The sequence below is a fragment of the Plantibacter sp. M259 genome (assembly GCF_006065115.1).
GTDB lineage: Bacteria > Actinomycetota > Actinomycetes > Actinomycetales > Microbacteriaceae > Plantibacter > Plantibacter auratus.
Map to the genome: position 1 here is coordinate 1,591,962 of NZ_CP040750.1, position 24,565 is coordinate 1,616,526.

Below are 24,565 nucleotides of genomic sequence, written 5' to 3' on the forward strand. Positions count from 1 at the left end.
AACAGGACTTTTCGCGTGGAACGGTCCTGCTGTCGCGCCGTTCTCCTGGCGCCGTGGAATACCAGTCTCGTTCTCCGCGTCCACCCAGCACGCGTACACCGCGCATACGGCTGCCACGGCCAGAGTGACACCAGTACCGAGGATCAGAGGGAGACGACCGTGCCGAACCACACCCCTGGGGCACCACAGAAGCCGCACCTGTTCGGCGACGTGGTCCGAGCCGAGGCGCTCCACTACACCGAACTGTTCGCGGAGAAGCCGTTCGTGCCGGCCTTGCTGCTGTACTGCTCGAACGGCGCGTACCGCATCCTGTCGCCGGGCGAGGACCACCCCGGCAGTTACGTCGCCGAGGGGCCGCTGTCCGCGGAGCGGGTGCGCGTGAACTTCATCTCGTGGCCGTCCGAGGACTGGAACCGGAACGTCGCCTTCCACGTGCTCGACTTCGACCGGACGACCGGAGGGTTCACCCAGCGGCTGCGGCTCCCGGGCGACCCTGAGCCGAAGCACCAGGCCGGCCGCCACACCGAGGTCACGGACCTCGGTGACTGGGACGCGGACACGACGTGGGAGACGGCCGAGCCGCTCCTCCACGAGACCCTCGAGGCACTCGCCCGCGGCTGACGGAGCGAGCCGCGGGCCATCAGCGGATGGTACGAAGCACCGTGTCCGGACGACCGCCGACGGTCGGGGTCAGGCGGCGAGCAGCTGCGGATCGGCAGCGGGGCGCATCGGGATGATCGTCGCGTCGGCGAGCGCGTCCGCGGCCAGCGGCAGCTCGACGACCTCCGGAGCCGCCGCGGTCTCGAAGCGATCGGCGATGTCGAACATGAGCGCGTCGAGGCGGGTTCGGAGCGCGTCGGCGATGGTCACGACCACCTCGGAGGAGGCGTCCTTGCGTCCGCGCTCGATCTCCGACAGGTAGGGCGTCGAGACGGCAGCGGCGGTCGCGACGTCCTGCAGGGTGCGCCCCTGTTCGAGTCGACGCGTGCGCAGGGCCGCGCCGAGGGCTTCGCGGTACAACATGGCGACTCCTTCCGGCTGCGGGCGCGGGCTCCGTGACCGCGTGCTCTCACTGTAGGCGCGGCTCGGCCAGGCTCGGGGAGCACGCGTTCTGCCGTCAGCGGACAGGGCGAGCCATCCGCTACAGGAAGATGTCGGGGTAGAGCTCCGACTCGTCGACGCCCGGTGAGTACTTCGCGAGGTCGGTGACCCCGGCCTCCGCGAGGACGTCCTCCACGATGAGCGACCGACCCGTGAGCTCACGCGCCGACGCCGTCAGGACCTCGTAGGCCGCGTCGGCGTAGATCTCCGGGGTGCGACTCTTCGCCAGGAGGGCCTCGCCGCCGAGGATGTTGCCGACCGCCGCCGTCTTGATCGTCGTCTTCGGCCAGAGCGTGTTCGCGGCGATGCCGTCGCGTCCGAACTCGGCAGCGAGACCGAGCGTCACCATCGACATGCCGTACTTCGCGAGTGTGTAGCCGGTGTGCGCGCCGAGCCACTTCGGATCGAGGTTGAGCGGCGGCGACAGCGAGAGGATGTGCGGGTTCTCCGCGTCCTTGAGCATCGGGATGGCCGCCCGCGACAGCATGAACGTGCCGCGCACGTTCACGTCCTGCATGAGGTCGTACCGTTTCGCGTCGAGATCGAGGGTGCGCGCGAGGCTGATGACGCTCGCGTTGTTGACGACGATGTCGATGCCGCCGAACTCGCCGGCGGTCTCGAACACGGCCCGCGTGATGTCGTCGTCGTTCCGGACGTCGCCGAGGATCGGGAGCGCCTGCCCACCGGCCTCGCGGATCGCGTCCGCCGCGGTGTGGATCGTCCCCTCGAGGCGGGGATCGGGGGTGTCGGTCTTGGCGAGGATCGCGACGTTCGCGCCGTCGCGGGCGGCACGCAGGGCGATCGCGAGGCCGATACCGCGGCTGCCGCCCGACATGAGAATGGTCTTGCCGGCGAGGGTGGTCATGCGGTGGGCTCCTTCGAAGTGGTGGTTGCGGCGGAGGCGGCGCGCTTCGCCGACGCGGCGGCGAACGCTGCGACGCGCGCGACCGACTCGGGCGTCTCGATCGCCGCGCCGATCGTGCGGGCTTCGTCGTCGAGGGCGTCCTGGTAGCCGCGGCCGACACTCTCGCGCAGCAGCCGCCGCGCCTGACCGAACGCCGCCGTGGCTCCGGCCAACCAGAACGCGGCCACCTCGCGGGCGCGGGCGTCGAGCTGCTCGGCGGGGACCACCTCGGTCACGAGCCCCCAGTCGAGTGCCTCCTCGGCGCTCAGCATACGCGGGCCGAGGGTGAGCTCGAGCGCCCGACGCATGCCGACCGCCTCGGGCAGCAGGGTGCTCACGCCGCAGTCGGGCGTGAGGCCGATGTCGGCGTACTTGCTCACGAACTTCGCCCGGTCGGACGCGATGATCACGTCGGCGACGAGCATGAACCCCAGGCCGCCGCCCGCGACAGCCCCCTGGACGGCGGCGACGATCGGCTTCGCGACCGACTGCAGGGCCCGGTGGCCCTCGTGGATGATGTCGGCGAGCTCGGTGACGAAGGTGCCCGTCGATCCCGCGCTGCCGTCACCCATCCGCGACATCGCGAGGACGTCGCCACCCGCGCAGAACGCGGGTCCGTTGGCGTCGAACAGGACCGCCCGGACGTCGTCGCGCTCCGCGATCTCGAGGGCGAGGTCGCGCCACCGTCTGGCCGCACGGTCGTCGATCGCGTTGAGGCTCGCGGGCCGGTTGAGCGTGAGGTGCGCGAGGCCGTCGCTCACCTCGAAGAGGATGGTGTCGTCGCTGGTCACGGAGTGGCTCCCTGGTCGGTGGATGGGTTCGTCGGCATCGGAGAGCCGGTCATCTCGGCGCCATCCGGATCGCGCCGTCGAGACGGATCGTCTCACCGTTGAGGTAGCCGTTCTCGATGATGTGCAGCGCGAGTGCGGCGTACTCGTCGGGACGGCCGAGGCGCGCCGGGTACGGCACCTGGTGCCCGAGCGACTCCTGCGCCGCCTCGGGCAGTCCGGTCAGCATGGGCGTCTCCATGATGCCGGGTGCGATCGTCACGACCCGGATCCCGAAGCGCGCCAACTCGCGGGCGATCGGCAGCGTCATCGAGTGCACCGCACCCTTGGATGCGGCGTAGGCGGGCTGGCCGATCTGTCCGTCGAAGGCGGCGACGGACGCGGTGTTGATGATGACGCCGCGGTCCCCGGCGCCATCGACGGGATCACCGTCCGGATCGTTGTGCCGCATCGCGTCGGCGGTCAGCCGGATGACGTTGAAGGTGCCGAGGACGTTGACACGGAGGACGCGCTCGAAGGCGCCGAGGTCCGCCGGACCGTCGCGGCCGAGCACCTTCGCCGGTGGCGCGATGCCGGCGCAGTTCACGACGACCCGCAGCGAGCCTCGCGACACCGCCGCTTCGACCGCCGCCTGCACCTGATCGCCGTCGGTGACGTCGGCCGGCACGAAGGTGGCGAACCCGCCGAGCTCCTCGGCCCGCTCCGCCCCGGGTGAACCGGGGAGGTCGACGAGCACGACGCGCGCGCCGGCCCCGGCCAGCCGCGTCGCGGTCGCGAACCCGAGTCCCGAGGCGCCGCCGGTGACGATCGCCGAACTCCCGGTCACATCCATGTCGTGGTTCCCTTCACGTGGTGGGCGCGCCCATCAGAGGCGCTCGATGATCGTCGCGTTGGCCATGCCGCCGCCCTCGCACATCGTCTGCAGACCGTAGCGGCCGCCGGTCGCCTCGAGCTGGCCGAGGAGGGTGGCGAGGAGTTTCGTCCCGGAGGCGCCGAGCGGGTGCCCGAGGGCGATCGCCCCACCGCGCGGGTTGAGTCGGTCGTCGTCCACCCCGAACTCGCGTTGCCAGGCGAGCGGGACGGACGCGAACGCCTCGTTGACCTCGAACGCGTCGATGTCGTCGATGCCGAGCCCGCTGCGCTCGAGGATGCGGCGGGTGGCGGGGAGGATGCCGGTGAGCATCTCGATCGGGTCGCTCCCGACCGCGGCGAAGGAGACGAAGCGCGCACGCGGCGTGAGCCCCAGCTCGAGCGCCCGGACCTCGCTCATGATGAGCACAGCCGAGGCGCCGTCGGTGAGTGGTGAGGCGTTTCCCGGGGTGATCCGCCAGGCGATCTCGGGGAAGCGCGCCGCGAGCCGTTCGTCGCGGAAGACGGCGGGGAGCCCGGCGAGCGCCTCGGGGGTCGTCCCGGCTCGGACCGTCTCGTCGGTCGTGACGACGGAGCCGTCGGGGAGGGTGACGGCGACGACCTCGCCGTCGAACCCGCCGGACGCCCAGGTCGCGGCGGCGCGCTCATGGGAGCGGGCGGCGAAGGCGTCGAGCTCCTCGCGGCCGAGGTTCCAGCGGGCGGCGATGAGTTCGGCGGAGACACCCTGGCCGACGAGGCCCTCGGGGAAGCGGGCCCGGAGGGCGGAGCCGAAGGGGTCTGCACCCTGCACGTTGGAGCCCATCGGTGCTCGACTCATCGACTCGACACCGCACGCGATGACGACGTCGTTGCCGGCCGACATGACACTCTGCGCGGCGAAGGTGGTGGCCTGCTGGCTGGAGCCGCACTGTCGGTCGATGGTGGTGCCGGGGGTCTCCTGCGGGAGGCCTGCGGCGAGCGCCGCGTTCCGCGCGATGTTCTGCCCCTGCTCGCCGGACTGGGTGACGCAGCCGGCGTACACGTCCTCGACGACCGCGGGATCGATGCCGGTCCGCTCCACGAGCGCACGGATCGTGCCGGCGAGGAGGTCCGTCGGGTGCACGGCGTTCAGCGCGCCGCCCGGCTTGCCCCGGCCGGACGGAGTCCGGATCGCGTCGACGATCACTGCAGTACGCATAGCCATCTCCTTCGAGGTCTGCGTCCACCCTAGGCCTGGTGCGTTCGGGGGCGTCGGCGGTTGTGGCCCTTCGACAAGCGAGGGACCGGAACGTCCGTGTCCGCTGGACCGGCCCGACGATTCGCGGTCGGCGCCACGTACGATTGAGCGGTGGCCGACCCGAAGATCCTCCTGTACTACGCGTTCGCTCCCCTGGCGGACCCGGAGGCGATCCGGCTGTGGCAGCGCGACCTCTGCGAGTCACTCGGTCTCCGTGGTCGCATCCTCATCTCGAAGGACGGCATCAACGGTACCGTCGGCGGCGAGCTCGACGCCTGCAAGCTCTACGTCCGGAAGACGAAGGAGCACCCCGCGTTCCGCGACCTCGACGTGAAGTGGAGCGACGGCTCGGGCTTCGACGAGGACGACCCTGTGCGCACGGCCAGGCACCGGCCCGCGCCGTGGCGTCGGAGCAGCGACTTCCCGAAGCTCAGCGTGAAGGTGCGCGAGGAGATCGTGTCCTTCGGCGCCCCCGGTGAGCTCGTGGTGGACGAACACGGCGTCACCGGCGGCGGGGTGCACCTGCAGCCGACGGAACTGCACGAGCTCGTCGCGGAGCGCGGTGACGACGTCGTGTTCTTCGACGGTCGGAACGCGTTCGAGGCCGAGATCGGACGGTTCGCCGGCGCGGTCGTCCCCGACGTCGCGACCACCAGAGACTTCGTCGCCGAACTCGACAGCGGGAAGTACGACCACCTGAAGGACAAGCCGGTCGTCACCTACTGCACGGGCGGCATCCGCTGTGAGGTGCTCTCGGGACTCATGCGGTCACGAGGGTTCGGGGAGGTGTACCAGCTCGACGGCGGCATCGTCCGGTACGGCGAGGAGTTCGGCGACAACGGCCTGTGGGAGGGATCCCTGTACGTGTTCGACAAGCGGGGCTCGCTCGAGTTCAGCGATCACGCGGCCGTCATCGGGCACTGCGTCGTCTGCGACACGTCGACGAAGCACCTGCAGAACTGCGCCGACCCCTCCTGCAAGACGCAGCTGGTCGTGTGCGAGGCGCACGCGGACGGGCCCGACGGCGGCCCGCGATGCGCCGTGCACACCGGGGCCGACGTCTCCACCGATGCTCGCACGGGCCAGCCCGCCTGATCCGCCACCGTCATGACCGCCCACTTCCGCCTCCGCACCGAGCTCGCCGGGACGATGCAGCAGGCCTTCGACCTCTCGCGGTCGATCGACGCCCACCTCGGCTCGATGGCGGACACCGGTGAACGGGCGGTCGGCGGCGTGACCTCCGGGCTGATCGGTCTCGGTGAGACCGTCACCTGGCGGGCGAGGCACTTCGGTGTGCCGTGGACGATGACGAGCCGGATCACCGCATTCGAGGAACCCCACCGGTTCACCGACGAACAGGTGTCCGGTCCGTTCCGGACGTTCCGCCACGTCCACCTCTTCGAACCGCTCGAGCGCCCGATGGGGACGGCGCGGACCATCATGCTCGACGACGTCACGTTCGCAGCGCCCTTCGGTCCGCTCGGCGTCGTGGCCGAACACCTCGCGCTCACCCGGCACCTGCGACGGCTCATCGAGTCGCGGAACCGATGGTTGGCTGCGGCACTTCGACAAGCTCAGTGACCGACGGGTGCGGCCCAGCGACCGATAGGTGCGGCTCAGTGACCGATAGGGTGCGGCGGTCCGGTCGCTGAGCTTGTCGAAGTGTCGAAGGGCGGCGATTCGGTCCCTGAGCCTGTCGAAGGGCGGATACCTCGACATCGAGACAACCCGACACCCGTCGTGCCGCGCCCTGACCGCGCACATCCGCCCCTGCCAAGATGGAGCCATGGGTGCTCGCACGAAGTCGAAACTGGCCATCATCGGGGCGGGGAGCGTCGGTTCGTCCCTCGCTTACGCCTCGCTCATCCGCGGCAGCGCCCGGCGGGTGGCGCTCTACGACATCGACGGCAAGCGGGCCTCGGCCGAGGTCCTCGACCTCGCCCACGGGACGCAGTTCACCGGGTCGAGCAGCATCACGGGCGGTGACGACATCTCGGTCGTCGCCGATGCGGACGTCGTCGTGATCACGGCCGGCGCGAAGCAGGAACCCGGCCAGACGCGACTCGACCTCGCGGGCACGAACATCCGCATCCTCGAGCAGCTCCTCCCGAAACTCGTCGAGCACGCACCGGACGCCGTCTACATGCTCGTCACGAACCCCTGCGACGTCCTCACCGTCGCCGCCCAGCAGATCACGGGGTTGCCGCGCGAACGTGTCTTCTCGTCCGGCACCGTCCTCGACACCTCCCGGCTGCGCTGGCTGCTCGCGGAACGTGCCGGTGTCGCGACCTCCGCGGTGCACGCACTCATCGTCGGCGAGCACGGCGACAGCGAACTGCCGCTGTGGTCGCAGGCGACCATCGGCCCCGTCCCGATCCTCGACTGGGAGCTGCCCGACGGATCGCGATTCACGGAGCAGCAGCTCGACGAGATCGCGACCGACGTCCGGACGGCCGCCTATCGCGTCATCGAGGGCAAGGGCGCGACGAACTACGCGATCGGGCTCTCCGGGGCACGCATCGTCGAGGCCATCCTCGGTGACGAGCACGCGATCCTGCCGGTGAGCACCGTGCTCGACGGGTACCACGGCGTCAGCGGGGTCGCCCTGTCGGTGCCGAGCATCGTCGACCGCTCGGGCGTCCGCTCGGTGGTCGAGGTCGCGATGTCGCCGCGCGAGGAACAGCAGTTCGCCGACTCGGCCGCGGCCGTCCGCGCGACGCTCGACTCGCTCGGGCTGTAGCGCAGGCCCTCCCGGCCCCATCCCCTCTCCTGCTTCCCCAACTCAGGAGCGCCCCGGCGTGTCGGGGTCACCGCCCGGCGTGTCACCACGACACGCCAGGCGCATTCCTGAGTTGGGGTGGTTCGGGAGCGATGTCCGGAGTTGCGGGATCTCCCCCGAGCGGCCGATGCGCGACAGGCGTCGGCCCCGATAGCGTTGCAGGACGAGGCGCGGATCCGGCCGCGCCCCTGGGGAGGCACCGGATGACCGCTGGCGTGACGATCGAGTTCGACGGACTCTCGAAATCCTTCGGGGCGGTGCAGGCGGTCGACGACCTGACGTTCCACGTGGAACCGGGCAAGGTCACCGGCTTCCTCGGCCCGAACGGTGCCGGGAAGACGACGACCCTGCGCATGCTGCTCGGCCTCGTGCAACCGACGTCGGGGAGGGCGACCTTCGGCGGTGTCCCCTATGCCAAGCTGCCGGTCCCTGCCGCGACCGTCGGGGCTGCTCTCGAGGCGGCCAGCTTCGTCCCCGGGCGCACCGCCCGCAACCACCTGCGCGTGCACGCCTCCGCAGCGCGTCTGCCGGCGAGCCGGGTGGACGTCGTACTCGCGCAGGTCGGACTGCTCGAGGTCGCGGACCGACGCGTCGCCGGGTACTCGCTCGGCATGCGCCAACGGCTCGGCCTCGCGACCGCGCTGCTCGGCGACCCCGGTGTGCTCGTCCTCGACGAACCGATCAACGGGCTCGACCCCGAGGGGATCAAGTGGATCCGCGGCTTCCTCACGGCACTCGCGGCCGAGGGTCGGACCGTCCTCATCAGCTCGCACCTGCTCAGCGAGGTGCAGCAGTCCGTCGACGAGGTCGTGATCATCGCGAAGGGGCGGCTCGCACACGTGGGCACGCTTGCGAGCCTCGACGCCGCCGACACCCTCCGCGTCGTCGTGAACTCGCCGGAGCATGAGCGGCTCGCCACGGCGCTGACCGCCGCCGGGTACACCTTCGACCAGGCCCGCTCGGGGCTCGTCGTGCACGATGTGGAGGCGATCGAGATCGGCCGCGTCGCGCTCGCCGCGGGCATTCCGCTCAGTGCGTTGTCGCGGCATCGATCCGGGCTCGAGGATTCGTTCCTCGCGCTCGTCAGCGGTGGGGAGGACCACGCATGACCTCACTCCTGGCAGCAATCCACTCCGAGTTCCTCAAGGTGTTCACCACCCGCGTGTGGTGGGGCCTCGCGCTCATCCTGTTCGTGTACGTCGGGTTCGCCGCGGCCGGGGCGGCGCTCCTCTTCGCCAACATCCCGGGTGCGGCCGAGTCCAGCGGGGCCGGGGCGCAGGCGACGAGCGAGATGCTCACCCAACCCGGTCTCATCTACGGCTTCGCGACAAGCATCGGGTACGTCTTCCCCGTCCTGCTCGGTGCGCTCGCCACGACCGGCGAGTTCCGGCATCAGAGCCTGACGCCGACGTTCCTCGCGAACCCGAACCGCGGCCACGTGCTCGTCGGCAAGGTCCTGGCACTGACCGGGGTCGGCGCGCTGTACGGCGTGATCGCGCTGACGGCGTCCGTCGGTCTCGGCGGCGGCGCCCTGGCGATCAGCGGCGTCGATCCGATGCTGACCGATTCCGACACCTGGGCACTCATCGGCCGTGCGGTGCTCGCGATGGCCCTGTGGGGTGCGATCGGCGTCGGTCTCGGCGCGGTGCTCCCGAGCCAGGTGGGCGCGATCATCGTCGTGCTGGCCTTCACCCAGTTCGTCGAGCCGCTGCTGCGCCTCGCCTCCTCGTTCTCGGAGGTCACCGCGTCCATCGGCCGGTTCCTGCCGGGTGCCGCGACGGACGCCCTCGTCGGGCCGAGCTTCTACTCGATGATGTCGGCTCAGCAGGACGCGCTGACCTGGTGGCAGGGCGGACTCGTCCTCCTCGGTATCGGGGTCGTCGTCGCGCTCATCGGCTACGCCACGACCTGGCGCCGCGACGTCACCTAGGCACGGTGCGCGCGATGGCTCAAGCCAGGCAGTCCCTCGGCGGGGAGGCGTAGGCTCGATGGACAGCCACCGACCGGTCACCGCACCGGAGACAGGAGCACCATGGGCCGCGCATACCTCGTCGAGCAGGTCGAGCACGAGGGTGGCAAGCCCACCCGGACGGTCGACCTCCGCGACCTCCCCGACGCCTCGCTGCCCGACGCCGCCGTCACCGTCGACGTCGAGTACTCGAGCATCAACTACAAGGACGCCCTCGTCCTCACCGGGAAGCCGGGCGTCGTGCGGTCGTTCCCGATGGTCGCAGGTATCGACCTCGTCGGCGTCGTCGCCGCATCGAGCGATCCTGCGTGGACGGCGGGCGACCGCGTGGCCCTGTTCGGCGACGGCCTGAGCGAGACCCGGTACGGCGGGCTCTCCGAGCGCGCGAAGGTGCGGTCCGACGCGCTCGTCCGCGTCCCCGACCACGTCTCGAGCGCACAGGCCGCCGCAATCGGCACGGCCGGGTACACCGCGGGCCTCGCTGTGCTCGCGCTCGAGCACGGCAGCGCGACGTCAGGTGCCGTCCGCGTCGGCGGGCTCCCCGTGCTCGTCACGGGCGCGGGTGGTGGCGTCGGGAGCATCGCGATCGCACTGCTGGCCGCCGCCGGCTTCGAGGTCACCGCCTCGACCGGGCGGGTCGACGAGTTGGGTGACGCCCTGCGGCGGCTCGGCGCGGCGTCGATCGTCGACCGTGCGGAGTTCGCCGAGGCCGGCCGCCCACTCGGCAGCCAGCACTGGGCGGGAGCCGTCGACTCCGTCGGCGGTCAGACGCTCGCGACGGTCCTGTCGCAGGTCGAGTACGGCGGGACGGTCGCCGCCTGTGGGCTCGCCGGCGGGTCCGATCTCCCGACGTCGGTCATGCCGTTCATCCTCCGCGGGGTCACGCTCGCGGGCGTGAACTCCGTCGAGGCACCGCTCCCCCTGCGGCAGGCCGCCTGGGAGCGCGTGACCACCGCGCTCGACCTCGACGTCCTCGACACCCTGACCGAGACGGTCTCCCTCGCCGAGGCGACGGATGCGGCGAAACGGGTGCTCGCAGGCTCGGTCCACGGCCGGATCGTCGTCGACGTCCGCGCCTGATCCTGCGTTCACAACTCAGGACGGCCCTGGCATGTCGCGCCCCAGGTCGCGTCGCTGACGGCCGACACACCGGCACGCTCCTGAGTTGTGAACGCAGGAACGCGACAGCGGCCGGTGCCCGAAGGCGACCGGCCGCTGCCGACGGAACTGCTGAGACTCAGTAGCCGGCGGTCGACATGACCGAGCCGAGCGCGACGGCGTAGAAGATGCCGCCGATGATGCCGAGCACGACGAGGATGATGCCGATGATGACACCGATCTTGGCGAGCTGGTTCGGGTAGCCGGCGTCCTTCGACTGCTTCTGCGCGACGAGGCTGATGATCAGGCCGACGAGCGGCACGACGATCGCGAGGATGAGGCCGACGAGGCCGAGCGTCTTGCCCGGGTAGTCGGCGGGCAGGGCGCCGCCAGGCTGCTGCGGGGCGTTGTACTGGGGTGCGTTGGTCATGATGGTTCCTCTCGAGGATGGTAGATGCGCCACGGGCGCGAGCCAACAGTAGTGGGTTAGATACCCCACAGGCGATGGGGACAACTCCCCAATCGCCCGAAGGTCACCGGGTTACGGGCAGGTGATGGTGGTCGTGCCGTCGGTGTGGACACCGCTCCCGAGGGAGGCGCACGCCTCGTTGAACGCCGCAGCACCGATCGCTATACCCGCGATGGTCGCGATGATCGCGATGACGATGAAGACGATCGACAGGATGAGGCCGACCTTCGCCAACGTGTTCTTGACACCCGCGTTCTTCGACTGCACCAGGGCGACGATGCTGAGGATGAGGCCGATCGGCGGGGCGAGGAACGCGAGGATCAGGCCGACGATGCCGAGCGTCTTGCCGGCGGTCGCGTCGCCGGAGGGAGCTGCGCCGCCGGAGTACGCGGGAGCCGCGCCGTACTGGTCCTTCGGGGGCTGCGGCGCCTGGGGAGCCTGCGGCGGCTGGCCGGGGTATTCACCGGGAGGAGGAGTCGACATGGCTGTGGTCCTTTCGAACAGGCGGGTCTACGGAGGTTCGAGCGGCCCCAGGATACCGGTCAGGCGTCGTTTTGTGCCCTGTTCGAGGGAAATGATTGCGAACGGCCCCGATCAGCGCGAGGGTGCGCGGGCACCGCGCCCTCGCCCGCGATCCGGGTCCGGCCGAGACCGCTGTGCGTCCGGCAGCTCGTCCTAGTGCAGGTCGAGGGCGGCGATGAGCTCGGCACTGCGACGGGTCGTGATGATGAGCCGCGAGTACTCCGCGTCTTCGAGATCGATGACGACCGACGGTTTGGTGCCCTTGATGACCAGGAAGTCCATGCCACCGTGGAACTTCCACTGGCCGATGGCGAGCGTCAACGGGATCGCGGTGCCGGGCGCACGGATGCCCCGGACCCAGATCCACGGGTCGTCGGTGATGGTGGCGGAACGGATGCTCGACCGTGGCACGACGACGTTGCTCCGACGCAGCGAGAGCGCCTTGTCGTACGCGGACAGCTCGATCTCCAGTCGGTCGGGGTGCAGACGCAAGGAGGCCATGCCTCTAGTCTGCCAACCCCCACCGACGTTCGCGTTGCCGGAAGTTCACAAAGCGGTAACGCATGCCCTGTGCAGCGTCCGACGTCGGCGACGGACCGAACGTCCGACTCAGCGGATGGCCGCCGCAGCCGCGCGTGCCGCCGCGGGCAGGGCGTCGACGATGCGCCCGATGGCCTCGTCGTCGTGCGCCGCGGAGACGAACCAGGCCTCGTACACGCTCGGTGGGAGCGACACCCCCGCGTCGAGCATGCGGTGGAAGAAGGCCGGGTAGCGGAAGGCGTCCTGCTGCAGGACCGCGGCGTAGTCGGTCGGTGCGGTCTCGCTGAAGGCGAAGGAGAACAGGTTCCCGGCGCGTTGCACGGTGTGCGCGACCCCGGCCTCCGTGAGCGCGTTCGAGGTCGCCTCGGACACGATCGCGGACGCCGCGTCGACCCGACGGTAGACGTCCTGGTCGGCGAGGCGCAGCGTCTCGATGCCGGCGGCGAGCGCTACCGGGTTCCCCGAGAGCGTCCCGGCCTGGTAGACCGGGCCGGTCGGTGCGAGCAGGTCCATGAGCTCGGCCCGCCCACCCAGCGCGGCGAGGGGCATGCCACCGCCGATGACCTTGCCGAAGGTGAAGAGGTCGGGCTGGTACACGCCGACGGGGATGCTGATGGCACCGGTCGAGTTGGCGACGGCGTGGTTGCCGGCCTCCCAGGCCTCTGCGCCCGGGACGGGCTCCGTGCCCGGCGCGACGGCGGCGAGTCCGCGGTTGTCGAGCCCCCACCAACCGGCGGAGGAGACGCGGAACCCGGTGAGCACCTCGTCGATGATGACCAGCGCGCCGTACTCGTGCGCGAGCTTCACGACGCTCGCGTTGAACCCGGGAGCCGGCGGGACGACGCCCATGTTGGCGGAGGCCGCCTCCATGATGATCGCGGCGATGTCCTGGCCACGCTCGGCGAAGACCTCGCGGAGTGCCGCCCCGTCGTTGTAGGGGACGACGATCGTCTGGGCGGCCGTCTCGGCGGTGACCCCGGCGGACCCAGGCAGGGCGAGGGTCGCGACGCCGGATCCCGCTTCGGCGAGCAGGCCGTCGGAGTGGCCGTGGTAGTGCCCGGCGAACTTCACGATGAGGCTGCGACCGGTGGCACCGCGCGCGAGGCGGATCGCCGTCATGGTCGCCTCGGTGCCGGTGGAGACCATGCGCAGCTTCTCGATCGGCGCGACACCGGACGCCTGGACGCGCTCCTTGACGAGTTCCGCGAGCTCGGTCTCGGCCGGGGTGGACGCGCCGAAGGAGAGGCCGCGGGCCGCAGCGGCCTGCACGGCCTCGACGACCTGCGGGTGCGCGTGCCCGAGGAGCGCGGGGCCCCACGCGCTCACGAGGTCGACGTACTGCACGCCCTCGGAGTCGGTGATGTAGGGGCCGGTCGCGGACACCATGAACCGCGGCGTGCCGCCGACGGAGCGGAAGGCACGGACGGGCGAGTTCACCCCGCCGGGGATCGACCGCTGGGCTCTGGCGAATGCTGCGTCGTTCATCGGGTTCCTCCTGCACGCAGACCGCGCGCCTCATCCAACCAACCGGCGAGTTCGACGGCCCAGTAGCTCAGGACGACCTCGGCTCCGGCGCGCTTGATGGACAGCACCGACTCCTCGATCGCGCGTCGGCGGTCGATCCAGCCCTGCCGGGCGGCGGCCTCGATCATCGCGTACTCGCCGGACACCTGGTACGCCCAGACCGGGATCGACACCGTGTCGGCCACGTCGGCCAGGACGTCGAGGAAGCTCCCTGCGGGCTTCACCATGACGATGTCGGCGCCCTCGGCCTCGTCGATGAGGGCCTCGCGCAGGCCCTCACGGCGGTTGGCGGGGTCGAGCTGGTAGGTGCGGCGGTCGCCCTGCAGCTGCGAGTCGACGGCCTCGCGGAAGGGGCCGTAGAGCGCGGACGCGAACTTCGCCGAGTAGGCGAGGATGATCGTGTCGTCGAACCCGGCGGCGTCGAGCGTCTCGCGCACGGCGGCGACCTGGCCGTCCATCATGCCCGAGAGGCCGAGGAGGGCCGAGCCCGACTCGGCCTGGGCCAGCGCCATGTCGCGGTAGCGGTCGAGCGTGCGGTCGTTGTCGACGCGCCCGCGGTCGTCGAGGACACCGCAGTGTCCGTGATCGGTGAACTCGTCGAGGCAGAGGTCGGTCTGCACGACCAGGGCGTCGCCCACCTCGGCGACGAGCGCGCGGGTCGCGACGTTGAGGATGCCGTCGGGGTCGGTCGCGCCGGAACCCACGGCGTCGCGCTCGGTCGGGACGCCGAAGAGCATGACCCCACCGATGCCGGCCGCTGCCGCCTCAGCCGCGGCGCGCTTGGCGCTGTCGACGGTGTGCTGCCGGACACCCGGCATCGAGGAGATCTCGACCGGCTCGGAGACGCCCTCCCGCACGAACATGGGGAGCACCAGCTCCGCCGGGTCGAGTCGGGTCTCGCTGACGAGGCGACGGATGGCCGGCTGCTGCCGGAGACGACGGGGACGGGTCTCGGGAATGCTCACCCGTCCAGCCTACGCGCCGCTGCCGACGCGCCCTCCCGGTTCGCGCAGGGCGTGAAACCGGTCAGCGGCTTCCGTCGCCGGCGTCCTCGTCGCGGTTCCGGCTGAGTGCCACGGACACGATCGCCTCGATCAGCGAGTCGACCGTCTGCTGCTCCGCCACGACGTCGACCCGGAGCCCGTAGCCTCGGGCGTCGCGAGCCGTGCGGGGTCCGATCGCCGCGATGACCGTGCTCTCGGGGATCTCGGGGAACTGCGAGCGGACCTGCTCCGCCACGCTGCCCGAGGTGACGAGGATGGCGCGCACCCGGCCGCTGGCGACGTCGGCGACGATCTTCTCGGCCACCGGGACACCGACCGTGCGGTAGGCCACGACGGACTGGACGTCGTGTCCGGCGGCGATCAGGCCCTCCGTGAGGAGCGGCTTGGCGATGGCCGAGCGGAGCGTGAGGATGCGCTTCGGGTGCGGTTCGAGCGCCGTGAGCTCCTGCACCATGCCCTTGGCGGAGTTGTCCTTCGCCGGCACGAGGTCGACGCTGTAGCCGACGGCGGTGAGCGCGGCAGCGGTCGTCTCGCCGACGGCGGCGACCCTCGTCGTCTCGGGGATCCGGATCCGCTGCGAGGACAGCACGTCGACCGTGGTCGCGCTCGTCACGGTCAGCCAGTCGAACTCCCCCGCCTCGAGCGCCGCGAGAGCGGCCCCGAGGGTCTCCGGGTCGTCGGTGCTGGCGAAGTTGATCATCGGGGCGACGACGGGCGACCCGCCCTTGCCACGGACCGTCCCGGCGACCGAGTCGCCCCACGGACCGCCGCGCGGCACGAGGACGCGCCACCCGCCGAGCGGCTTGGTGGCGGTGGGAACGGTGTTCGACTTCGTCCAGTCCTTCACGCAGCGCCTCCCAGCGGGGCGAGGTCGGCTGCGCCGGCCTCGATGAGCTCGTCTGCGAGCGAGACACCGAGTGCGTCGGCCGCCTGGAGCAGCTCGCGTCCGTGTCCGTCGCCGGAGAAGCCCTCCGCGCGGCTCTCCAGATGGATCATCTCGGTGCCGTCGAGCGAGTAGACGGCGGCCTGCAGCACGAGGTCCTCGTCGTCGAGCCACGCTGCGGCGCCGACGGGCGCCGAGCAACCGGCCTCGAGTCGACGGAGCACGGCCCGCTCCGCCGTGGCCTGCCAGCGGCTCGGCGCGTGGTCGAGCAGAGCGATGGAACCGGCGATGGACGACTCGTCGTCGTCGAGGCACTCGATCGCGAGCGCCCCCTGCCCCGGCGCGGTCGGCCAAGTGTCGAGGTCGAAGAGCCCGGTGACGGCGTCGAGGCGACCGAGGCGGGTGAGGCCGGCGGCGGCCAACACGACGGCGTCGAGGTCGTCGTCGATGCGGCGCAGGCGGGTGTCGATGTTGCCGCGGATGTCGACGACCTCGAGGTCGGGCCGGATGCGCTTCAGCTGGGCGATCCGGCGCGGTGAGCCGGTGCCGATCCTGGCGCCCTGCGGCAGGTCGTCGAGCGAGCGGTCGTCCGAGGCGCAGAGGGCGTCGCGCGGATCCTCACGCATGGGCATGGCGGCGATCGTGAAGCCTTCGGCCGGAGCCGTCGGCAGGTCTTTCAGGGAGTGCACGACGAGATCGCAGGCGCCGTCGAGCAGGGCGTCGCGGAGCGCGTTGACGAACACACCCGTCCCACCGATGGTCGAGAGCGACTCGCGACTCGTGTCGCCCTGTGTCGTGACGGTGACGATCTCGACGTCCTCACCGGTGGCCGCCGTCAGGGCATCGGCCACATGACCGGTCTGCGCCAGCGCCAGGGCGCTGCCGCGGGTTCCGATGCGAAGGGTCATGGGGCGATCCCCGAGAACGCCGGTTTGAAGCCCAGCCGGGCGTTCTCGCAGCACCCGGGGCGGCAGACGTCGTACCAGGGGCCGAGGTCGGTCATGTGCGGTCGTTCCTCGACGGGCGTGCCGTCGCGGCGCTCGAGGACGAGGTCGACGAGTCCCTTGACGTAGGCTGCGGCGGTGCCCGGCGTCGGGACGCGGACAGCGGCCAGACCGTGCTCGCCGGCCGTCTCGATGGCCTCGTTGTCGAGGTCCCACATGACCTCCATGTGGTCGCTCACGAAGCCGAGCGGCACGATGACGATGGCCTTGCGGCCGGCGGCGGGCAGCTCGGCGATCGCGTCGTTGATGTCGGGCTCGAGCCACGGCATGCTCGGCGGGCCGGAACGCGACTGGTAGACGAGCTGCCACGGCACCGAGACGCCGCTGCCGACCGCGCCGCCGAGGACACCGGCCTCACGGAGCTGGTCGATGGCGTTCGCCATGACGACCTCGGCCACCGCGAGGTGCTGGGCCTCGTACGCGCCGTGGTCGCCGAAGCCGCGGAAGTCGGGGCCGGAGCGCGCGGCGTCGCCGGTGGGGATCGAGTGCGTCGCGAAGAGCACCTCGATCTCCGTCTCGGCGGAGAGCTCGGGCTGTTCGCGCAGGTACTCGGCGATCGCGTCACGGACACCGTCGATGAACGGGGTCACGAAGCCGGGGTGGTCGAAGAACTGACGCACCTTGTCGATCTGGATCTCGCCCTGGAGGTTCGTCTCGTCGACGGCGATCGCGAAGTCCTCACGGTACTGCCGACAGCTCGAGTACGAGGAGTAGGCGCTCGTGGCGATCGCGATGAGCTTGGTGAAGCCGCGCTCGTGCGCCTCGGTCAGCGCGTCGCGCAGGTACGGGTCCCAGTTGCGGTTGCCCCAGAGGACCGGGAGGTCGATGCCGCGGGAGGCGAGTTCAAGCTCCAGGGCCGCCTTGAGCGCACGGTTCTGGTCGTTGATGGGGCTGACGCCGCCGAAGTGGCGGTAGTGGTGCGCGACCTCTTCGAGACGCTCCTCGGGGATCCCACGTCCGCGCGTGACGTTGCGGAGGAACGGGATGACGTCGTCCTGGCCCTCAGGTCCGCCGAAGCCGGCGAGGAGGATGGCGTCGTAGTCCGTCGGTTCGGAGACGTGCTCAGGACCGGCTGCTGCGGCGTCGGTCGCGCCGCGGACGACGCGCTCGGGGGTGTCGGCTCCGGTGCTCCCCAGGTTCATGGCTGCCATCAGCGCACCACCTCCAATGCCTCGGCGGGCGTGATACGACGGCCCGTGAAGAACGGCACCTCTTCGCGCACATGACGGCGCGCTTCGGTGTTGCGCAGGTCGCGCATGAGGTCGACGAGTTCGACGACGTCGTCGGCCTCGAGGGGCAGGAGCCACTCGTAGTCGCCGAGGGCGAAGGAGGCGACGGTGTTGGCGAGCACACCCGTGAACGCTGCACCCTGACGGCCGTGCTCGGCGAGCATCTTGCGACGCTCCTCCTCCGGCAGGAGGTACCACTCGTAGCTGCGCACGAAGGGGTACAGGCACAGCCAGCCCTTCGGCTCGATGCCGCGGAGGAACCCGGGGACGTGCTGCCGGTTGAACTCGGCGTCGCGGTGGACGCCCATGGCGTTCCAGGTGGGCGCCAGCGAACCGAGGATGGCGGTGCGGCGCAGCTCGCGGAGGCCGGCCTGCAGGCCCTCGGCGGTGTCGCCGTGGAGCCACAGCATGAGGTCGGCGTCGGCGCGGAGGCCGGAGACGTCGTAGATGCCGCGCAGGGTCACGCCCTGGGCTTCGACGAGCGCGATGGATGCTTCGAGTTCGGAGACATGCTCTTCGCCGAGCGGCAGCGCACTCGCCGGCTCGCGGCGCAGGACAGCCCAGAGGGTGAATCCTGAGGGGCCAGTCGGGGTGGCTGAGTCGGTCGGGTGGTGCGATGCCTCGGCAGAGGCCGGGTGAGTCATAGTCCTATCCTCACCCAGTTCGGTCGATTGGGCAAAAGGGGCAGGTCACGATTGACACCGAGCCCAGCCTCACCGCCGATACAGTCGGGTGATGACCAGCGAGCAACCTCCCGTCGAGTACCACGTCGCCAGAGCGGCCGAGATGGATCCGGTGACGCTCTACCGCGTGCTGAAGATCCGCGTCGACGTCTTCGTCGTCGAGCAGACAGCGCTCTTCGCCGATCTCGACGGACGCGACATCGAGGACGGAACCCTCATCGCCTGGGCGCAGGAGGGCGACGAGGTGCTCGCGACGATCCGGATCCTGACCGACGCCGAGCACTCGGAGATCGGACGCGTGGCCACCGCGTTCACCGCCCGCGGGCGAGGTCTCGCCGCGGAACTGATCCGCCGCGCCGTGGCCGACCACGGGCATCGGGAACTCCGCATGGGCGCCCAGAAACGCCTCGCCGACTGGTACGGCCGGTTCGGGTTCGAGATCAGCGGCCCCGACTACGTGGAGGACGACATCGTGCACGTCCCGATGACGCGCGTGGCCACCCCGAGGGACTGACCGGCGGCGGGACGCGTCAGCGCGCGATGGCGCGGACGATGCCCCACACGGCCAGCCCGGCCGCACCGGCGAGGCCCGCGACACCGGCGTAGAAGACCGCCGGGCGTTCGACCTTGACGGTCGCGATCTGCACGACGGCACGACGCTTGGCGCGGTGCACCTGCTTCGGGACGTTGAGCTTGTCCTCGATCGCGTTCAGCGTGGCGACGAGCTCGGCGCGAGCCTGCTCGGGCGAGGGCGTCGCCCCCGGGAACTGGTCAACGGTCATACTCGCCGAGTCCCTTCACTGCCTTGATGTCTTCCTTCACGTTGTCCATCGGGCTCGGGTCCTCGTTGATCTTCTTGAAGTACCGCAGCGCGATCAGCACGAGGACCGCAGCGACGAGGACGAAGAGCACGAAGACGCAGAGCGCCGCCAGCCACGAGGGCATGACGAGCGCGAGCGCGAGGATCAGCACGGCGACGAGCACGCCGACCGCGAAGAAGAGGAACACCGCGGCACCGGCGACGAAGGCCGCGCCGATACCCGCGTACTTGCCCTTGTGGGCGAGCTGCGTCTTGAGGTTGGCGATCTCGGCCTTGACCAGGTTCGAGACGACCCCCGGCAGCTGGCCGACGAGGGTCAGGAGGGACTCGTCGCGCTTGTCGTAACGCGGCTCCGACCGGTTGCGGTCACTCATGAACGGCATCGTCGGTGCTACTCGCCGCTCTTGGGCTTCGGAGCCGTCGTCTTGGGCGCGGCAGGCTTGCGCACTGCGGGCTTCGAGGCCGACGACGTCGAGGTGCCGGAGGCGGTGCGTGCGTCCTTGACCGTCTCGGACACGTCCTGGACGGTGTCTTCGGTCTTCGAGATGGCCTTATCGAGCTTCTGGCCGGGCGTCGAGCCCTGCTGGCTGACGACCTTCGCGACGGCGCTGACGCCGCTCCACAGGGCCGCGGGGACCTCGCTGATGCGTGCCTTGGCGAAGTCCTCGACCTTGCCGCGCTGCGCGCGCACCGGCTTCGCGTTCCACAGCTTGACCCACTGCGTCTTGATCTGCTCGTAGCGTTCGCGTCCGGCGCGGGTACCGAGCACGTAGCCCGTGAGCCCACCGACGACGAACATGACCTTGCCCTTCATGGCGCCTCCGTCTGTTCGAGTGGTGCTGTGATGCTGCATCCAACGGGACCAGCGTAGTCGGGTGTCACTCCGACGCCACCATCCGGTCGGGGGTTGACAGGAAAAGATGCCGGGTCGGGCATATGGGCGCCTCTACCGCTGCAGCGCCTGGTGGCGGAGTCGTGCCGCCGCCTCGTGGGCGTCGGGGACCACCGAGGCGAGCCCCGTGCCCGACAACCAGGCACCCGTGACCGCGAGGTCGGGCACCTCGGCCACCGCTTCCCGGATGGCCGTCGAGCGTTCACGCTGGCCGCGCGCGGCGGTCGGCTGCGTCCCCGTCCAGGAGATGCGGTGGAATCCGCGGACGCTGCCCGGGTCGAGCTGGACGCCGAGCATCGCGGACGCGTCGTGCAACGCCGTCGCGAGCAGCTCCTCGTCGGTCAACGCGCTCGTCGCGTCGGCTTCGCCCTGACGACCGAAGGACAGGCGGACGACGTGTCGGTGCTCGCCCTGCTCCTTCGCGCGGTCGGCGAGCCAGGCCCACTTCGCCGTCGCATGGGTGAGTGCCTTGGCGTGGAGCGTCGAGCCGGGTGCGACGAGCAGCCCGGAACCACGCGGTGCGGCGTCGAGTGCCGGTTCGTCGAGCACGATCGTCACGAGCTCGATCGGCGCGGGCAGGACCGGGTCGCCCGCGTCGTCGCCGGCGGCGGGGAGGTCGCGGAGCGCCGGCCCGACGTCGGCCAGCAGGTTGCGGGCCGGCTGCTCGGGCGTCGCGATGAGGACGAGATCGGCCTCGAGCACCCGGCCGTCGGTCAGGGCGACGTACCAGGGGGCCTTCGACGCGCCGGTGGCCGCGGGACGCTCGCTCATCCGCGGGAGTCCGGCGTCGCCGAGGCCGACACCCGGTCCGTCCACGTCGATGTCGAACGGGTTCCGGGAGATCGCCGTGACGGCGACGCCGGTGATGAGCGTCGACCCCCACCGCTCGAGCTCCGCGGTCAAGCCGTCGACGAGGACGGTCATGCCACCGTCGAGGCCACCGACCGCCGCACCGGCGGGCGCGTTCTCCCGGAGGGCGGCGACGGCGAGGGACAGCGCCCCGGTGCGGGTCAGCGCGGCGTTCAGTCCGGGAGCCGCGCGGTCGACGTCGAGGTCGTCCGGAGCCGCCGAGTAGACGCCCGAGGTGACCGGAGCGACGAGGAGGTCGTGGACGGCCGCGCCCATGCGCTTCCGGACGAGCGCACCGAGGTTGTGTTCGGTGCCGATCGTGAGCGGCGGGCGGATGCGGTCGAGATAGGCGCGCAGGGCACCCTTCCAGCCGATGACCCGACGGACGTCGTCGGCGAGGGGGTTCGTCGGGATGCCCAGGAGTCCCGCCTTGGGGAGCGGGACACTCCGCTGCGGCTGTCCGGGCTTGGCGACGTGCAACCAGGCCCCGGCCCGGTTGGGACGCACGACGCGGTCGGTCAGGCCCAGCTGCTCGATGAGCTCGGCGACCGAGCCACCGCGCGTCGCGAAGCTCTCGGCACCGACGTCGACGCGGAGACCTGCGACCTCGGCGGCCGCGAGCGCGCCACCGAACGACTCCTGCGCGTCGACGACCGTCACCGAGATGCCGACGTTGGCGCAGTCGACCGCGCCGACGAGTCCGGCCACACCACCGCCGATGACGACGAGACGCTTCGGCTCGAGACTCATGCGGGCTGCCAATCGTGGGCGAGGGCGACGATGCGGGTCAGGACGTCCGGGTCGGTCTCGGGCGGGACCCCGTGGCCGAGGTTGAGGACGTGCGACGGCGCCGCCGTCCCGCGCTGGAGGATGTCGAGGACATGCGCCTCGAGGACCGGCCATGGGGCGGCGAGCAGTGCCGGGTCGATGTTGCCCTGCACGGGGACGCCGCCACCGAGGCGTCGGATGCCCTCGTCGAGCGCCAGCCGGTAGTCGATCCCGACGACGTCGGCGCCGACCCGGTGCATCGCACCGAGCAGTTCACCGGTCCCGACGCCGAAGTGCACCTTCGGGACGGGGAGGTCGGCGACGTGCGCGAGCGCGGCCCGGGAGGCCGGGGCGACGTGACGCTCGTAGTCTTCGAGGGAGAGTGCCCCCGCCCAGGAGTCGAAGAGCTGCGCGGCCGACGCACCGGCGAGCACCTGGGCGCGGAGGAAGCGACCGGTGACGTCCGCGCACCAGGCCATGAGCTTCGCCCACGACTCCGGGTCGGCGTGCATGAGGGTGCGGGCGGCGAGGTGGTCCTTCGATGGTCCGCCCTCGACGAGATAGGCGGCGAGCGTGAACGGCGCACCCGCGAAGCCGATGAGCGGCGTGCGGCCGTCGCCGATCCCCGCGAGCCCGGCGACGGTGAGCGCGACGCCCTCGCGGATCGGCGCAAGGGTGTCGTCGAGGACGGCCGGGTCGAGCGCGACGAGCGCGTCGACCTCGGCGGCCGTCCGAACCGCCGATCCCATGACGGGACCTCGGCCCGGCACGATCTCGACCGCGACCCCGGCCTGCTTCAGCGGCACCACGATGTCGCTGAAGAAGATGGCCGCGTCCGTCCTGTGCCGTCGGATGGGCTGGAGGGTGATCTCGCTCGCCATCGCCGGGTCGAGGCAGGCGACGAGCATGGCCGTCCCGATCCGCAACTCGCGGTACTCGGGCAACGACCGGCCGGCCTGACGCATGAACCAGACGGGCGTCCGCTCGGGACGGGTGCCGCGGTACGCGGTGATGAGCGGCGACGACTGGGTCACGCCGGTGACGAGCGGGTGTTCGGGTGGGAGACTCACCCCTCCATCCTCCCATCTCCGCCCTGAGAGGGAGGGGCGCGCGCGCGACCGGGTGAGGGTCACCTGGGTGGCTTCCCGGAGAGGCCGACGTGCCCGCTCGGGTAGACTCATCGGGTGCTCATGTGTGTGACGGCGAGCCATAAGAACGCCACCTTCGACCTCCTCGAACGACTCTCAGTCGGTGCCGAGGGCGTTGCGGCGCGCCTGGTCGAGCACCACGAGTGCGTCTCGGGTGCGGTCGTCGTGGCCACCTGCAACCGGTTCGAGGCCTACATCGACCTCGACGAGCCCGTCACCGCCGCCGCGTCCGTCGCCTTCGAGGCCGCCGCGGAGGCCGTCAGCGAGACCACGGGCATCCCCGCCGAGCAGCTGCGCGAGGTGTTCGACCTCAGCGTCGGCACCGCGGCAGCCGAGCACCTCTTCGCCGTGTCGGCCGGACTCGAGTCCGTCGTCGTCGGCGAGGGCGAGATCGCCGGGCAGGTGCGGCGCTCCCTCGAGGCCGCTCGCGCCGGTGGCACCACGAGTTCCGAGCTCGAGCGCCTGTTCCAGCGCGCGTCACAGACCTCCCGCGGCATCAAGAACCGCACGCCGCTCGGGCGCGCCGGTCGCTCCATCGTGCGTCTCGCCCTCGACCTCGCGGAGAGCCGAATCGACGACTGGGCCACGCAGCGCGTGCTGCTCGTCGGCACCGGTGCGTACGCCGGCGCGAGCCTCGCCGCCCTCCGCGACCGCGGCGTCTCCGACGTCCTCGTTTACTCGCCGTCCGGCCGCGCCGAGAAGTTCGCGCGCTCGCACGAGATCGGCTGGATCGGACACGACGACCTCGCCCGCACCACCGGCGAGGTCGACATCATCGTCACCTGCACCACCGCCGAGGGCCACGTGGTCGACGCCGAGCTGCTCCGCGCGGGTCGCACGGCCGTCGCCGCCGACCACCGTGCGCGAGCCGCGGCTGCCACGGACACACCGATGCTCTCGCTGGTCACCGCGGCCGACGCACCGGCTGCACCCGAGCCCACCGGGGTCTCCGCGCTCGTCCACGACGTCATCACCGAGGCCGCCGCCGAGTGCCCGGTGGCGCACGCCTCGGCCCAGCTCGTCATCGACCTCGGCCTGCCGCGCAACGTCGACCCCGACGTCTCCACCGTTTCCGGTGTCGTCCTGCTCGACCTCGAGACCATCCGCATCCACGCGCCGCTCGAGGAGCTGCAGGCCACCGAGGTCGCGCGCTCCATCGTCAGTCGCGCCGCGCAGAAGTTCGCCGCGGTCGGCGAGGAGCGAAGCCTCGAGCCCGCCGTCGTCGCCCTCCGCAGCCACGTGCACGCGCTCGTCGAGGCCGAGGTCGCCCGCGCGACCGCTCGCGGTGACGACGACGGCTCGACCGCCCGCGCACTGCGTCACCTCGCCGGAGTGCTGCTGCACGAACCGACGGTGCGCGCACGGAACCTCGCCCGCAACGGCGAGCAGGCCGCGTACACGACGGCACTGCAGACGCTCTTCGGTATCGAGGTCCCGCAGGCATCGGTGGTCGTCGCACCGGTCGCCGACACCGACTCGGCCGCTTCCGCCTCCTAGGCTTCCGG

The 24,565-nt window shown here is 71.1% G+C and carries 28 protein-coding genes; 9 read left to right on the forward strand and 19 right to left on the reverse strand.

Going from position 1 to position 24,565, the window contains the following annotated elements; genetic code table 11:
• Positions 1-159: 159 nt before the first annotated feature.
• The gene (locus FGL15_RS07285; RefSeq protein ID WP_138945541.1) at positions 160-621 is read left to right on the forward strand and encodes a hypothetical protein; all 462 of its coding nucleotides are present in this window, start codon (positions 160-162) and stop codon (positions 619-621) included.
• Between the two features lie 69 nt (positions 622-690).
• Here the strand turns inward: FGL15_RS07285 and FGL15_RS07290 are convergent, their stop codons facing one another.
• The 5 genes from FGL15_RS07290 to FGL15_RS07310 all read right to left on the reverse strand — a co-directional run bounded on the left by FGL15_RS07290 (position 691) and on the right by FGL15_RS07310 (position 4,840).
• Positions 691-1,023: a helix-turn-helix domain-containing protein gene (locus FGL15_RS07290; protein ID WP_138945542.1), complete on the reverse strand. Its 333-nt coding sequence runs from the start codon at positions 1,021-1,023 to the stop codon at positions 691-693.
• 118 nt (positions 1,024-1,141) lie between these two features.
• Positions 1,142-1,966: an NAD(P)-dependent oxidoreductase gene (locus FGL15_RS07295; protein WP_064294896.1), complete on the reverse strand. Its 825-nt coding sequence runs from the start codon at positions 1,964-1,966 to the stop codon at positions 1,142-1,144.
• Positions 1,963-2,796: an enoyl-CoA hydratase/isomerase family protein gene (locus tag FGL15_RS07300; protein ID WP_138945543.1), complete on the reverse strand. Its 834-nt coding sequence runs from the start codon at positions 2,794-2,796 to the stop codon at positions 1,963-1,965. Before FGL15_RS07300 ends, FGL15_RS07295 begins: the two co-directional genes overlap by 4 nt.
• Before the next feature lie 49 nt (positions 2,797-2,845).
• Positions 2,846-3,625: a 3-hydroxyacyl-CoA dehydrogenase gene (locus FGL15_RS07305; RefSeq protein WP_138945544.1), complete on the reverse strand. Its 780-nt coding sequence runs from the start codon at positions 3,623-3,625 to the stop codon at positions 2,846-2,848.
• Between the two features lie 33 nt (positions 3,626-3,658).
• Complete coding sequence (locus FGL15_RS07310) at positions 3,659-4,840, reverse strand: thiolase family protein (RefSeq protein WP_138945545.1); 1,182 nt, start codon at positions 4,838-4,840, stop codon at positions 3,659-3,661.
• 150 nt (positions 4,841-4,990) lie between these two features.
• On the opposite strand from FGL15_RS07310, the gene FGL15_RS07315 reads away from it, so the two are divergent.
• The 6 genes from FGL15_RS07315 (at position 4,991) to FGL15_RS07340 (ending at position 10,707) form a co-directional block, all read left to right on the forward strand.
• Positions 4,991-5,974, forward strand: coding sequence for a rhodanese-related sulfurtransferase (locus tag FGL15_RS07315; RefSeq protein WP_138945546.1), 984 nt, complete (start codon positions 4,991-4,993; stop codon positions 5,972-5,974).
• A gap of 12 nt (positions 5,975-5,986) precedes the next feature.
• A complete protein-coding gene (locus tag FGL15_RS07320; RefSeq protein ID WP_138945547.1) occupies positions 5,987-6,460 on the forward strand; it encodes an SRPBCC family protein in 474 nt (157 codons plus the stop codon).
• A 205-nt stretch (positions 6,461-6,665) separates the two neighbouring features.
• Positions 6,666-7,619 carry an L-lactate dehydrogenase gene (locus FGL15_RS07325; RefSeq protein ID WP_138945548.1) on the forward strand — a complete coding sequence of 318 codons (954 nt, stop codon included), beginning with the start codon at positions 6,666-6,668 and terminating at the stop codon, positions 7,617-7,619.
• Positions 7,620-7,861: 242 nt separating this feature from the next.
• Positions 7,862-8,767: an ATP-binding cassette domain-containing protein gene (locus FGL15_RS07330; protein ID WP_138945549.1), complete on the forward strand. Its 906-nt coding sequence runs from the start codon at positions 7,862-7,864 to the stop codon at positions 8,765-8,767.
• Positions 8,764-9,588 carry an ABC transporter permease subunit gene (locus FGL15_RS07335; protein ID WP_138945550.1) on the forward strand — a complete coding sequence of 275 codons (825 nt, stop codon included), beginning with the start codon at positions 8,764-8,766 and terminating at the stop codon, positions 9,586-9,588. The genes FGL15_RS07330 and FGL15_RS07335 overlap by 4 nt, the downstream gene beginning before the upstream one ends.
• Positions 9,589-9,690: 102 nt before the next feature.
• Positions 9,691-10,707, forward strand: a complete 1,017-nt coding sequence (locus FGL15_RS07340; RefSeq protein WP_138945551.1) for an MDR family oxidoreductase — start codon at positions 9,691-9,693, stop codon at positions 10,705-10,707.
• A 157-nt stretch (positions 10,708-10,864) separates the two neighbouring features.
• Here the strand turns inward: FGL15_RS07340 and FGL15_RS07345 are convergent, their stop codons facing one another.
• From FGL15_RS07345 to hemQ, 9 genes are all read right to left on the reverse strand, one after another.
• On the reverse strand, positions 10,865-11,155 hold the full coding sequence (locus FGL15_RS07345; protein ID WP_064294905.1) for a hypothetical protein: 291 nt from the start codon (positions 11,153-11,155) through the stop codon (positions 10,865-10,867).
• A gap of 111 nt (positions 11,156-11,266) precedes the next feature.
• Positions 11,267-11,677, reverse strand: coding sequence for a DUF4190 domain-containing protein (locus tag FGL15_RS07350; protein ID WP_138945552.1), 411 nt, complete (start codon positions 11,675-11,677; stop codon positions 11,267-11,269).
• A gap of 192 nt (positions 11,678-11,869) precedes the next feature.
• Positions 11,870-12,217, reverse strand: coding sequence for a hypothetical protein (locus FGL15_RS07355; RefSeq protein ID WP_064294907.1), 348 nt, complete (start codon positions 12,215-12,217; stop codon positions 11,870-11,872).
• Positions 12,218-12,325: 108 nt separating this feature from the next.
• Positions 12,326-13,741, reverse strand: coding sequence for a glutamate-1-semialdehyde 2,1-aminomutase (locus FGL15_RS07360; RefSeq protein ID WP_138945553.1), 1,416 nt, complete (start codon positions 13,739-13,741; stop codon positions 12,326-12,328).
• On the reverse strand, positions 13,738-14,745 hold the full coding sequence (gene hemB, locus FGL15_RS07365) for a porphobilinogen synthase (protein ID WP_138945554.1): 1,008 nt from the start codon (positions 14,743-14,745) through the stop codon (positions 13,738-13,740). The genes FGL15_RS07360 and hemB overlap by 4 nt, the downstream gene beginning before the upstream one ends.
• A 61-nt stretch (positions 14,746-14,806) precedes the next feature.
• Positions 14,807-15,631: a uroporphyrinogen-III synthase gene (locus FGL15_RS07370; RefSeq protein WP_138945555.1), complete on the reverse strand. Its 825-nt coding sequence runs from the start codon at positions 15,629-15,631 to the stop codon at positions 14,807-14,809.
• The gene (gene hemC, locus FGL15_RS07375; RefSeq protein WP_085514301.1) at positions 15,628-16,575 is read right to left on the reverse strand and encodes a hydroxymethylbilane synthase; all 948 of its coding nucleotides are present in this window, start codon (positions 16,573-16,575) and stop codon (positions 15,628-15,630) included. The genes FGL15_RS07370 and hemC overlap by 4 nt, the downstream gene beginning before the upstream one ends.
• Positions 16,572-17,822 carry a ferrochelatase gene (locus FGL15_RS07380; protein ID WP_138945556.1) on the reverse strand — a complete coding sequence of 417 codons (1,251 nt, stop codon included), beginning with the start codon at positions 17,820-17,822 and terminating at the stop codon, positions 16,572-16,574. Before FGL15_RS07380 ends, hemC begins: the two co-directional genes overlap by 4 nt.
• Positions 17,822-18,544, reverse strand: coding sequence for a hydrogen peroxide-dependent heme synthase (gene hemQ, locus FGL15_RS07385; RefSeq protein ID WP_064294913.1), 723 nt, complete (start codon positions 18,542-18,544; stop codon positions 17,822-17,824). Before hemQ ends, FGL15_RS07380 begins: the two co-directional genes overlap by 1 nt.
• 91 nt (positions 18,545-18,635) lie before the next feature.
• On the opposite strand from hemQ, the gene FGL15_RS07390 reads away from it, so the two are divergent.
• Entirely contained in the window at positions 18,636-19,097 is a 462-nt protein-coding gene (locus FGL15_RS07390) for a GNAT family N-acetyltransferase (RefSeq protein WP_138945557.1), read from the forward strand.
• Between the two features lie 16 nt (positions 19,098-19,113).
• Here the strand turns inward: FGL15_RS07390 and FGL15_RS07395 are convergent, their stop codons facing one another.
• The 5 genes from FGL15_RS07395 to hemE all read right to left on the reverse strand — a co-directional run bounded on the left by FGL15_RS07395 (position 19,114) and on the right by hemE (position 22,982).
• A complete protein-coding gene (locus FGL15_RS07395; RefSeq protein WP_138945558.1) occupies positions 19,114-19,365 on the reverse strand; it encodes a DUF3618 domain-containing protein in 252 nt (83 codons plus the stop codon).
• Positions 19,355-19,777, reverse strand: a complete 423-nt coding sequence (locus FGL15_RS07400; protein ID WP_064294953.1) for a phage holin family protein — start codon at positions 19,775-19,777, stop codon at positions 19,355-19,357. Before FGL15_RS07400 ends, FGL15_RS07395 begins: the two co-directional genes overlap by 11 nt.
• A 17-nt stretch (positions 19,778-19,794) precedes the next feature.
• Positions 19,795-20,217 carry a hypothetical protein gene (locus FGL15_RS07405; protein WP_064294916.1) on the reverse strand — a complete coding sequence of 141 codons (423 nt, stop codon included), beginning with the start codon at positions 20,215-20,217 and terminating at the stop codon, positions 19,795-19,797.
• Positions 20,218-20,349: 132 nt separating this feature from the next.
• Positions 20,350-21,894 carry an NAD(P)/FAD-dependent oxidoreductase gene (locus FGL15_RS07410; protein ID WP_138945559.1) on the reverse strand — a complete coding sequence of 515 codons (1,545 nt, stop codon included), beginning with the start codon at positions 21,892-21,894 and terminating at the stop codon, positions 20,350-20,352.
• Positions 21,891-22,982 (reverse strand): uroporphyrinogen decarboxylase, encoded by a 1,092-nt coding sequence (hemE, locus tag FGL15_RS07415; RefSeq protein ID WP_240773844.1) that lies wholly within the window; start codon positions 22,980-22,982, stop codon positions 21,891-21,893. The genes FGL15_RS07410 and hemE overlap by 4 nt, the downstream gene beginning before the upstream one ends.
• Positions 22,983-23,096: 114 nt before the next feature.
• Between hemE and FGL15_RS07420 the strand changes: the two genes are divergently transcribed.
• Positions 23,097-24,557 (forward strand): glutamyl-tRNA reductase, encoded by a 1,461-nt coding sequence (locus tag FGL15_RS07420; protein WP_138945561.1) that lies wholly within the window; start codon positions 23,097-23,099, stop codon positions 24,555-24,557.
• Positions 24,558-24,565 lie beyond the last annotated feature (8 nt).